The sequence below is a fragment of the Bacillus sp. L75 genome (assembly GCF_003676355.1).
Lineage (GTDB): Bacteria > Bacillota > Bacilli > Bacillales > Bacillaceae > Bacillus > Bacillus velezensis.
Genome location: NZ_ML064902.1, coordinates 499,976 through 513,115, shown reverse-complemented (window position 1 = coordinate 513,115; position 13,140 = coordinate 499,976). Strand labels below are relative to the sequence as shown.

The following is a 13,140-nucleotide window of genomic DNA, read 5'->3' as shown; positions in this document are numbered from 1 at the left end:
ATGAGACAGGTGGCCAGTAATCAAAACTATCAGTTCACATTAACAATTAAACATACGGACTATATTGTCAGGGATCACCGGGTGCATGGCACCCGGATTATACCCGGTGTCACATTTTTAGATATGATATACCGTATGGCGCTGAGCAAAGGTTTGCCTATTGAAGAACTCGAGTGTCAGAATATTTTGTATTTGGAACCTGTAGCAACATCGGATACCTTTGACAGAGAAATCCGCATCCGTTTTCAGGGATTGGAACAGGGATGGGAAATTCAGGCGAAGAGCAGAAAGGTAAAAGATGACCGCATTCTGGATGAAAGCTGGGATGAGAATATGACCTGCAGGCTCATGCAGAAATTCCCGGAAAGCATGAGTTCAATCAATATTGATGAAATTAAACATGCCTCCGCCCGTGAAGATGATATGGAGATATGTTATGACTATTTAAAAAAGGTTGATATAGAGCATTTTGAATTTATGAAGAGTCTGGGGAAGGTTTATGCGTCTGATCATTCTGTACTTGCAGAGTTAACGCTCAGCCAAATTGCCAATCAATATACCGGCTATTTTCAATTGCATCCCACTTTTCTTGATGCGTCTACCATCATATCGATCCTTTATCAGGCATGTCCCGAATATTTTACACAAGGATCTCCGGCAAGCCGGATGAAAACGTATATTCCCATTCATATTGAATCTTTCCGTATGACGAAGCGCCTGGAAGACAGGTGTTATGTGTACATAGAGAAGCAAGACCAAAATCATGATTCAGGGGATGTCATCCAAGTAAGTTACGGTTTGTACGATGCATACGGGGAGATGATCGCTTATTTTACGCGGCTGTCTGTGAAACATATTCGCTCAAAAGATTTAATTGAAAACCTGAAGCAGACTCGTTTGGAAACTGAAGCGGCTTCTCAGCCAAAAGACAGCCTGATCAGAAAAGATTCAATCATAAATCGAAGCGAAAGCATCGAGACACACCTTAAAGAATTAATATCCGGGGTTTCAAATATAGATCTGCGTGACATAAGGACAGACATTGGTTTTTATGAACAAGGCCTGGATTCAGCTTCTTTGCTTGCCATTGTCAAAGAACTTGAAAACAAAACAGGGGAACAGCTGTATCCTACACTCCTGTTTGAGCAGAAAACGATCCGGGAACTCGCCGCGTATATTAAAGAAAATCAAAAAATGTCCAGTTATTTCTTAACGCAAAATCAACCGGCTGAAAAGCCTGACATGAAAGAAAGTAAGAACGAAAATCTTTCCGCTCTTATAACAGAAGGAGACATTCAGCAGCTGATCGCAGACATCAAAGGGACTGCCCCTGAAACACTCTCTGTTGTAAAAGGTTTTTATGAACAAGGCCTCGATTCCGTAACACTTATGCAAGCCGTAAAAGCATTGGAGGAGAAAACAGGCAGGGAACTGTACCCTACTTTATTGTTTGAGTATCCGACGATTCAAAAACTTGCAAATTATTTTGCAGAGAGCGGCGAAAAGACTTTCGTTGACAAAGACCTCCCTCTTCATCATGGAGAGAATCATACGGCTCTGACATATTTAACGCCGTATTGGAGACAAAAGCCTGCCGCTTGGGACCCGCATTGCAGCAATAAAAAGAAAAGAACATGCCTGCTGTTTCAATATGACAGAGAGCTTTTTCATTTTATGCGGGAAAATGCTGAAAATGGGTTCGAAAATACACAGATCATTCTCGTTTTATCAGGGAATCGTTTCTCCTATCACGGAGACGGTGTTTATGAGATAGATCACAGGGAGGAAGCTCACTTTGACAGGCTTGCAGCTGATCTGAAAAAAAGGGGGCAAATGCCCGACACCGTGGTGTACGGGTGGCCGGAAGGATCATTTGCCGGCCCGGAAAAAATAAGTGAACAGCTTTCTAAAGGGGCTTACCCGCTATTATTTTTCAGCCGGGCATTGATGCGCAGCAAGACGGAAAAAAAGGTTGTATCGCTTTTCCTTTATCCGGCGGATCATAAAAATGATCAGCCGCTTTACGCTTCAGTCCATGGCGCAGGGCAGTCTATTGTGCTTGAGAACCCGAAACTGGCCCTTAAGACAATCGGGATATCAGTATCAGACAAGTCATCGTTGCCGGAACTTACAGCTGAAATCATCAGAGTCGAATCTACGGAAGCGCATCCGGGAGAAACCGATCTTTATTATGAAGGAAATGTGCGCTGGGTCCGTGCCTTACGGGAAGCAGAACCGGCTCCAAACTCAGATTTCTCCTTTAAAGAAAACGGAGTATACATGATTACAGGAGGGGCCGGCGGCTTAGGCCTTATATTTGCAGAACATATTGCAGCCCAAACGAAAGCCAATATTATTTTAGCGGGCCGTTCTGAACTTACGGAAGACAAAAAGAACAAAATCAGCCGAATGAAAGCAGGCGGTTCTTCGGTTCAATATATAAGAGGTGATTTTTCAGATAGCCGCGATGCAGAGCGAATCATAAAAACCATTAAAAGGAAATTCGGAGAAATCAACGGTGTGATACACAGTGCCGGTGTGACGCACGACGCTTTATTGATTCAAAAATCAAAAGATGAAATTCAGGAAGTAATCGCTCCGAAAATAAATGGGACGGTCTTATTGGACAGCTTGCTGCAAACCGAACCTTTGGACTTCTTTGTGATGTTTTCATCAAGCACCTCGATGTACGGGAATATCGGACAGACGGATTACGCATTGGCCAACCGGTTCATCGATCTTTTCGCTGAGTGGCGTGAAGGAATGAGGCGGAAAAAAGAACGCTCCGGCGTCTCAGTAGCCATCAGCTGGCCGCTATGGGAAGACGGCGGCATGAAAGTGGATAAACAAACTGAAAAATGGATGAAACAAAAAATCGGTATGGTTCCCCTTAGTAAAACCAATGGGATCAAAGCTTTTCAAGATTCACTCTCTCTGAACGCATCACAGCTGATCGTGTTTGAAGGTGACAAAGAAAAATTGGAATCTGCACTTCAAGATACCTTCATAGAGGATGAAAGCCGTGAGATCCAAATAAATGAAACAGCTGATACAAGGCATGAGGACATTGCCATTATCGGATTAAGCGGAAAGTATCCGATGGCTGAAAACCTACCTGAATTTTGGGAGAATTTAAAGAGCGGAAAAGATTGTATTACAGAAATCCCGCCTGACCGCTGGAATATGGATGATTTCTTCAGCGAAGACAGAGATATGAAAGGGAAGTCTTACAGCAAGTGGGGAGGTTTTATCAGCGGAGCCGATCAATTTGATCCGCTTTTCTTTCATATTTCCCCAAGGGAAGCAGAACTTATGGATCCCCAGGAAAGGCTCTTTTTAGAAACGGCCAAACATTGTTTTGAAGACTCAGGGTACCCGAGAAACATGCTGGAAAAGATGAAAGTCGGTGTATTTGTCGGTGCAATGTGGGGCCAATATCAACTATTTGAAGGAGAAGAAAATGGAGTGGCTTTCTCGCCGGCGTCCGTCTATTCTTCAATTGCCAATCGGGTGTCTTATTATTTTCATTTAAAAGGTCCGAGTTTGGCTCTGGATACAATGTGCTCTTCATCACTGACCTCTATTCATTACGCATGCCAAAGCATACATTGTGGAGAGAGCGATATGGCATTAGCCGGCGGAGTGAATTTGTCAATACATCCGAATAAATATAAGTTCCTCAGTATGGGACAGTTTCTATCAAGTGACGGCAGATGCCGGAGTTTTGGAAAAGACGGAAGCGGTTATGTTCCCGGTGAGGGAGTCGGGGCCGTATTGTTAAAACCATTGAAAAAAGCAATAGAAGATCAAGATCAAATATACGGTGTGATTAAGGGAAGCGCCGTTAACCATGGAGGAAAGACGAGCGGGTATTCCATACCGAATCCGGATGCGCAGGCGGAGGTCATTTCAGAAGCACTTCGTAAAGCTGACATTGATCCGAATACCGTCAATTATATTGAAGCGCATGGAACAGGGACGTCATTAGGCGATCCGATTGAAATTCAAGGACTGAAAGATTCCTATCAATTGAACCATCCTTGCGCCATCGGTTCGGTGAAATCAAATATCGGACATTTAGAATCTGCGGCAGGAATCGCTGCGGTAACGAAAGTGCTTCTCCAAATGAAGAATAAGCAGCTTGTTCCTTCTCTGCATTCCGATATTGTTAATCCGTTTATAGATTTTGATCAGGTTCCTTTTCAAGTGCAGCGGAAAGCGGCTGAATGGAATATTCCGCAAAACAGCAATGCTGTTCATCCTTTGAGAGCCGGGGTAAGCGCTTTTGGGGCAGGAGGAACAAACGCGCATCTTATATTGGAAGCGTATGAGCCGCCAAAAGCTTTTGATCATCAAAGCGGCCGAGTGATCTTTGTTTTATCGGCTCAAGACAAACAACGGCTGATAAAATATGCAAAGGTTATGGCTGATTTTCTATCAGAAAATGAATCGAAGGATAACAAACATAAACTGCGTCTTCAGGATATTGCCTATACACTTCAGACGGGACGCGATCATATGGAAGAACGGCTGGCGATAGTGGCAGATTCCGGGCGGGTCATTGCTGAAGAGCTTTCAGCTTATACCAGGGGTGAAAAAAGCAGCTTAAGCTATACCGGTAATACATTCGAATCAGAAGTTCACAATGAAATGTCTCACGTTTGTTCAGATTACGCCGAAGCAGCATCCAAATGGGTAAATGGAAGAAAGATAGATTGGGAGACTTTTGAGGTGAATCGGAATGCCCGCAGGATTTCTATTCCGGGACAACCGCTGATCAAACAGCGGTATTGGATAGCGGAAAAAGGGGAAGCACTTGTTTCAGCGGATGTGAGTAAGCCGGGTCACCCTTTCTTGGGGAGTAACACGTCCGATTTTAATCAGTTCAGTTTCACGAAAAAAATCAGCCGTAATCATCCGTTCGCACTAAGTCTGTCTGAAGGAAACATGTCCTTTTTCCCTTATGCATCTTTGGCTGAAATGGCTATCGTCAATGCAGCGGCGGCATTTGGACAACCGGTTCAAACATTGACTGATTTATTGTGGACCGAAAGCATGAACGGAATGACTGATATACGGGAACTGATGATTACGCTGACGCCTGAGCGCGACTTTGCGCGGTTTGACATATATGCAAACACAAAAAATGAAAATAAAGTACGTCTTGCCAGGGGAAATGCGCATATTGTTAAGCCTGAAAGCGGTATGTTTCCTGAAGCGCTTGATATTGCTGAAGTCAAATCAAAAATGACTGAACATCCTGCTGAAGCGCCTTTTGTCATTGAATCAGCGAAAAACAGTGACGGAATGCTGTCGCTTCATTCATTGCCGGATGAGCTTTATGCAAAAAGAGAGAATTTTACGATCTCTCCTGAAGCGCTTGAGTCCGCGATTCAAGCCAGTGCGTTTTTTGTCAGCGGAGAAACCTTCCCGGAATTGATCGGAATGGGAGCGGCGGATGTCTATCACCCTCTCGCTCAAAATTTTTATGTCTATACTCAAAAAGAGAACCGGCAGAACAGCCGTGATGTAACGTGTCATATGACGTTTACAGATAAAAACGGAAGCATTCTGGCAGAGTGCAGAGATGTGAGATTCAGATATGGTCATGAAAAAGACACTGTTCAGACGGACGACGAACTCATTCGTCTCCTGCGTCAATTGGAAACCAATGATATTGATCAGAAGGCTGTATTGAAACAATTAATGGGGGAAGAATGATGAACGGAAAACGTGAACTACTCAGCGATATTCTTGATCTGATTCAAACAGGACAAATGTCGGCTGACGAAGGCTATGCCCGTGTGACATCCATTCAGAATCAAAAATCACGGGCATCGAACCATCCGCTTTTATATTACAAGCCGGAATGGACTGAATCGTTCATTCCCAGTAAGAAGAGCGTACCCTTGACGGGATTGCTCCTGATTTTTGCAGAAAATGAACGGCAAATACAAGAATTGAGCGGTTTGTTTAAGGACTGTACTCTCTTGTTTGTTATCCGCGGAAAAGAATTTGCTGTTTTACATGATGATACGATTTGTATGAACCACGTGAAAAAAGACGATTATCTAAAGCTGTTCCGATACATTCATGATCATTTTCAGCTGCCCGAAAAGATTCTTCACTTGTGGTCTGATTCTCAGGCTGACATGAGTAAGAAAGGTATACAGAAACAATTGGAAAACGGATTGTTTTCTCTTCTGTATATTACACAGGCGCTGATTGAACTAAAATGGAAAAAGATAATAAAGCTGACGCATATTTTTCAAACAGAGAATAAAGAACAACTGCCGCTGCATCATGCTCTCGGCGGATTGGTGAAAACTGTTCACCAGGAACACCCCAATTTTCACTATCAGATTATCAATATCACGCAATCAGAGGGTGCGGGAGCCGCTCTTCCAGCAATAGCGGATATATATCAGAGAGAGTGTGACGAAAAACGGGATATCCATTTTGAAGTGCGCTATGAAAACGGCAGACGTTTTACGAAAAGCTATAATAAAGCCGGCTCATTCGATTTAACCCAGCCGCTGAAACATCATGGGAATTATCTGATTACAGGAGGCCTGGGCGGTCTCGGTTATATTCTGGCAAAACATCTGTCGGAAAAATGGAAAGCGAATCTCATATTGACAGGGCGCTCTGATTTAACTGAAGAGCAGGAGAAAAAGATCGAATATTTAAGAAGTTCAGGTTCAACAGTTGAATATATCCGATCTGATGTTTCAAAACAAAGTGATGCTGAACGGATGTTTGCTTTTGCAAAAGAGCAGTTCGGCACCTTACATGGAGTATTTCACAGTGCCGGCGTACTCCGTGACTCTTTTATCTTAAGAAAGACAAAAGAAGAAATTGATCAAGTCACAGGTTCGAAAGTTTATGGCACGCTGTGGCTGGCGGAAGAAATCAAAAAAATGAAAGTTGAATTACTTGTCTTGTTTTCATCCACATCGGCAGTCTTCGGCTCAGCCGGCCAATGTGACTATGCTTTCGCCAATGCCTGTTTGGATCAGTATGCAGCAGTTATGACCGCAAAAGAGTCTGCCGAAAGGATAGTGTCAGTCAATTGGCCGCTATGGACTTCCGGCGGGATGAATATTGACGATGAAGGAATATCCTACATGAAACAGGAACTCGGTCTTGACCCGTTAGATGACAGTGACGGAATACAGGCTCTGGAGAACAGCTTGTGTCAATCATCTGAACAGCTGATTGCCCTGAAAGGCCGAAAAGAAAAGATTGAGGATGTGCTGAAGCGTGCCGGCACAATCAGCTTACATTCAGACCAGCAGAAAGATGCCGATTTGCAAAACGATGAATTAAGACAAAATATCATCAGTTATCTGAAAAATATAATGTCAGAGGAATTGAAATTACCGGTCTCACTCATAGATGAAAAACAATACCTGGAGAAATACGGCATTGATTCAGTAATGATCATGCGTCTGACCGAAAAGCTGGAGCAAAGTATCGGCAGATTGTCGAAAACATTATTTTTTGAATATCATTCAATATCTCAGTTAGCTGAATATTTCCTGAGTCATCACAGCGAACGAATGATGAAACTGCTGAAACCGGCCGGCACATCTGAACTTGTCTCATATCAAAAAAAGCAAAAAAGAAAACCAGTGGAAACAAAAGCGCCGGTACGCTCTGAAGGAGAAGGTTCAAAAGAGCACATTGCGGCCGATCCCCTTTCTGCTGATATAGCCATTATCGGTGTCAGCGGCAGATACCCGGGTGCGGAAAACATCAGGGAGTTCCAGAATGTGCTGATGAATGGACGGGATTGCGTAAGCGAAATTCCTGATGATCGGAAAGAAATGCTGGAGGGAAGCTGCTATAAGTGGGGAGGTTTTCTGAAAAATCCAGACCGGTTTGATCCTTTATTTTTCCGGATATCACCGAAAGAAGCGGCTTTTCTTGATCCTCAGGAACGTCTCTTTTTAGAGACAGTGTACAATACCATAGAGGATGCGGGTTATAAACCTTCAGATCTGACCCGCAAAAAGGTCGGAGTATTTGCAGGCGTCACATATGGAAGCTATCAATTTTTCGGCGTTGAAGAATCACTTAAAGGAAATGAACTGGCCGTCGGGTCTCCATTTTCTGCAATAGCAAACAGAATATCGTATTTCTTTAACTTTAAGGGGCCGAGTATGGCGGTTGATACAATGTGTTCATCCTCTCTTAACGCCATTCACTTAGCCTGTGAAAGTATACGAAGAGGAGAAAGCACACTTGCTGTTGCGGGCGGGGTCAATCTTACGCTTCATCCCAATAAATATACATTATTAAATCAAAGCCGCTTCTTTGCAAGTGATGGCCGATGCCGGACATTCGGCGAGGGCGGTGACGGTTATGTACCGGGAGAAGGAGTGGGATCCGTACTTTTAAAGCCGGCGGCGGAAGCGGTAAGGGACGGAGATCATATTTATGCGCTGATTAAAGCGACAGCGGTCAATCACGGAGGGAGAACAAACGGTTTTACGGTTCCTAATCCAAATGGTCAGTCTGAACTGATACAGGACGCGCTTCAGAAAGCTTGTATTGATCCTCGTACAATTAGTTATATTGAAGCTCACGGAACGGGAACTTCTCTTGGAGACCCGATTGAGATCACCGGGTTAACAAAAGCGTTTCGGGAATTTACGGAGCACACTCAATATTGTTCCATCGGTTCTGTCAAATCAAATATCGGCCATCTTGAGGCCGCAGCGGGAATTGCCGGTTTGACAAAGGTTCTTTTGCAAATGAAACTGAAAAAACTGTTTCCTTCCATACATGCGGAGACGTTGAATCCAAATATTGATTTTAAAGCCTCTCCCTTTTATGTACAGCGGTCATTGCAAGATTGGAAGAAACCGAAACTGCAGGAAAACGGAAAAACAGTAACTGTTCCGAGAAGAGCGGGGATCAGCTCATTCGGAGCGGGAGGAACGAATGTTCATATCATTATAGAAGAATATGAAGAAACAAACGTCTCAACAGAACATGTTGAGAACGAACCGCATATTGTCCTGTTATCTGCCAAAGACAATGAACGTCTTCTTGAGTATGCCGAAAACATGAGAGATTTTATCCAGCGTTCACTAAGTCCTGAAGTAAAGGATAAGCAGCCTGATATGAAAGAAAAGGTGTATGAAGTACTCAAACCGTTTGTTTCGGAATTGCTTCATATCCATCCGGAAGAAATTAATATTGCTGATCACCTGAGTGAATTTGGCGTAGGACCTTTGGAATTAAGCCGGATGGCGGATTTTATTAACGAAATGTTTCATATTGAACTCACGATGTATGAATTAACTGATTGCCCCTCCATTCAAGCGGTTACTGAATACTTATTGAAGGAATATGCCGGAGCGATAAGAAACCTGTTCCCGAATGAAGTGATGGAAGGCAGCCAATCGGAAAGCGTCGTTTTACGGGATCTGGCATACACTACACAATCGGGCAGAGAAGCGATGGAGGCCAGAGCGGCGATTATCGGTACCTCTCTTAAAGAAATGAAAGATAAATTATTTGAGTTTTGCCGCGGTGACAAGCAAGTTCCAGGCGTATATGTTCATCAGCAATCAGCAGATGCATTTGCTGAAAAAATGAAGGCGTTAACGGAAGGCAGAGCAGGTGAATTGTTTGTAAAGACCATTATTGAGAACGGTGAAGCGGAAAAGCTGGCTCAATTATGGGTTTGGGGGGCGGATATCGACTGGAAATCCGTTCATCAACATTTACAGCAGCCGGGTAAACGGATCTCAATTCCGACTTATCCGTTTGCAAAAGAACGTTATTGGGTTCCGTCCAGGACTGAGAAGACAGAGATCCCTCAGCATTCTTTTCAACATCACTTGCAAAAAAAATGGAGGGAGAATCCGTTTGTAAATCCATCCGAAACAAAAGAGTACGGACTGACAGTAGCATTTGTAAATCAAGACACAGAATCAATTGCCCGCTCCATTTGTTCGGATATAGATCAGGAGAATCTGATTGTCATCAAACATCACTCTTCATTTATAAAACACTCTGATCAAATGTTTGAGTGTTCTTTATTAGATGAAAACCACGCATACGACGTTATCCGTGAGATCTTCTCGGGCGGTGAGCGGCTGGTCGAAAATATATTTGATTTCTCAGATATCGGAAACCAGAGTGACAATCAGAACGGCATCCCATATTGTAAATTCTTATTTATACAAGAAATAATTAAGCGGAGTAAAAAGGAAACACCATTATCCATTTTACAAATCACCAATGGCTTGCAGGTATTTAAAGCGGAAAAACCAAAGCTGACGGGGGCAGAATCAGCGGCTTTTCTGAAAGCCCTTTCTGCGGAATACGGCTTTGTTCATGTGAAAACAATAGATATAGACAGCATGAAAGAAACGCATGAGCTGAAACAAATCTTTAAGAATGAAAGGCAATGTACCGGAGAGAATGAAGTATGCTACCGCAGCGGCGTCAGATATGTTCCGTATTTTGAAGAAGAAAGAATCCATACCGGCGGGCCTGTTTCATTTCCTGCGGATAAAGCCATCGTGATTACCGGCGGGACAGGGGGCATTGGCAGAGCAATAGCTGAAGATTTGGTGAAACGGGGAGTGAAAAAACTCGTGCTGACGGGTACGCGTCCATTACCTTTGCGAAGTGAATGGGATCATTTGCTGAAAGAGGGCAGACAGGACGAAAAGACAGTCAGCAATATAAAACTGTTTCAAAGTTTTGAAGAGAAAGGTGTCAACTATATGTATTACAGCGGTTCTCTCACAAATGAAGAGAAGCTGCGTTCATTCTTTCACCAAGTAAGCCTTGAATTTAAAGATATAAGCGGTGTCATACACTGTGCCGGACTGCACAGCGGCGGAAATCCAGCCTTTATTCATAAAAGAATGAGTGAATTTAAGACGGTGTACGGGCCGAAAGTCACTGGACTTCAGAATTTGGAGCGGATTTTTAATAATAGGCCGCTGGATTTCTTTATTCTATTTTCATCAATTGCAGCACAGTCACCCAAACTGTCGAAAGGAATGACTGATTACGCGTCTGCAAACGCATATATGGACTATTTCGCGGCTTATCATTTTCAAAAGGGGAGAACGTATTTCACGTCCATCAATTGGCCGAGCTGGAAAGAAGTCGGAATGGGTACTGTGACGAGTCCTTTATATGATGAATTGGGACTGGACTCTCTATCCACACGGGAAGGACTGGCGATTTTGTATCATGCACTGGAGAGAAAATCGGCCAATATCATTCCTATCGTGAAAAAAGGAACAGTGTTTCATGCAGACAGTCTCCTGAACATCAATAAAACCGGCGGAGCTTCGGTTCCAGTCCGAAGACAGGAGACTCCCGACACTTTTGATCATTCAGAAGGGCTTGTCAGTGAACTTTCTGCCGTATTTGCCGAGGAATTGAGCATTCCCCTTGAAAAGCTTAACCCAAATACGGGTTTTCAGGAATACGGTGTGGATTCTATACTACTTGTCAGCATTATACATCGAATAGAAGCAATGATTCAGAAAAAAATTGACCCTACTGTGCTTCTTGAACACAACACGATTCATGGTCTTGCGGAATATATCGGTAAGACGGCGCCGCCGTTGAAGAAACAAATCGAACAGACTGATTCTCAAAGCAGCAATCAGCAAGATATGCAAGATATGCAAGATATGCAGTCTGTGACGAGCCGAAATACAGAACCGCAGACGGCTTCATCTGCAAAGATAGCTGTTATCGGAATCGGATGTAAGTTCCCTGGAGCGGCTGATAAAGAGGAATTTTGGGACAATCTGAGAAAAGGGAAGAATCATATTAAAGAAGTACCTGATTCCCGGTGGAATATAGAAGAAAATTACTCTCCGGTGCAGCAAAAGGGAAAAAGCATCAGCAAATGGGGAGGATTTATCAATGGAATCGGCAGCTTCGATCCGGAGTATTTCCGCATGGAAGAGGAGAAAGCCATCCAAACGGACCCGCTGATAAGACATTTCTTAGAAACGAGTGTACAGACTGTACGGGATGCCGGTTATGAAGAAACGGAATTATCGGGAAAAAAAGTCGGCGTATTTGTCGGTTCCAGAATGGGCGGTTACGGTCACAAACTGCCGAAAGAAAGCAGCAGCCACATCGTCGGGCTTAGTCAAAACTTTATTGCTTCACATGTGTCGCATTTCTTTAATTTTCACGGTCCAAGCATGGTTTCTGATACCGCTTGTTCTTCTTCATTAGTCAGCATTCATTTAGCCTGCCAAAGCATAAAAAACGGTGATTCAGAGATGGCGCTGGCAGGAGGGGCGGATCTGCTTTTGGATGAAATTCCTTACCTGATGTTAACAGAAGGAGGAGCTCTTTCGCCGGACGGTCAGTGTTTTACTTTTGATGAAAGGGCAAACGGCTTTGTACCCGGAGAGGGTTTTGGCGCTGTTCTGTTAAAACCGCTGGAGAAAGCGAAAGCTGACGGAGATCGGATATACGGTATCATTGAAGCATCAGCTATTAATAATGACGGTGCGACAATGGGAATTACGACCCCGAATCCTAAGCTTCAAGAGCAGGTTATTCAAGATGCATTTGAAAAAGCCGATATCACTCCCGGATCAGTCAGCTACGTCGAAACTCACGGCACAGGCACGATGATTGGAGATCCGATTGAGCTTCAGGCTCTGACAAAAGTATTCCGAAGAGACACAAACAAAACGCAATTTTGCGGAGTAGGAAGTGTAAAAACCAATATCGGACACTTATTAAGCGCTGCCGGAGCGGCAAGTTTCATTAAAGTGATTTTATCAATATGGCATAAGGAAATTCCGCCTACATTGAATTGTGAAACGCCAAATCCCCGCTTTGAATTTGAAAAGTCGCCTTTTTATCCGAATACAGAGCTGAGAAGCTGGAAGGATGGAAAACGGAGGGCGGGCATCAGCGCTTTCGGTTTTGGCGGAACAAACGCCCACCTTTTGGTAAGCGGCCTGGATGATTCATATCATTCCGTCAGAACTCCGCTGCCGCCTGCCGAGTTTGTCAGAAAAGAGTACTGGCCGGATTCAAATCGGAAAAAACAAATCAAACAGAATAAAAAACGGCTTCTTGAAATTATTGATGAAACAGAGTAGCACATGCTCTGTTTCTTTACTT

At 43.6% G+C, this 13,140-nt stretch carries 2 protein-coding genes; both read left to right on the top strand.

Translation table 11 applies throughout. The features are described 5' to 3' along the window. The first annotated feature begins 9 nt into the window (after positions 1-9). Complete coding sequence (locus tag D5S11_RS05725) at positions 10-5,721, top strand: type I polyketide synthase (protein WP_108724991.1); 5,712 nt, start codon at positions 10-12, stop codon at positions 5,719-5,721. Further along, positions 5,721-13,118, top strand: a complete 7,398-nt coding sequence (locus D5S11_RS05720) for a type I polyketide synthase (RefSeq protein WP_108724990.1) — start codon at positions 5,721-5,723, stop codon at positions 13,116-13,118. The genes D5S11_RS05725 and D5S11_RS05720 overlap by 1 nt, the downstream gene beginning before the upstream one ends. Positions 13,119-13,140 lie beyond the last annotated feature (22 nt).

Excerpts from the sequence above, each read along its gene's own strand:
- D5S11_RS05720 (WP_108724990.1), top strand. The coding sequence starts at position 5,721 with ATGAACGGAAAACGTGAACTACTCAGCGATATTCTTGATCTGATTCAA.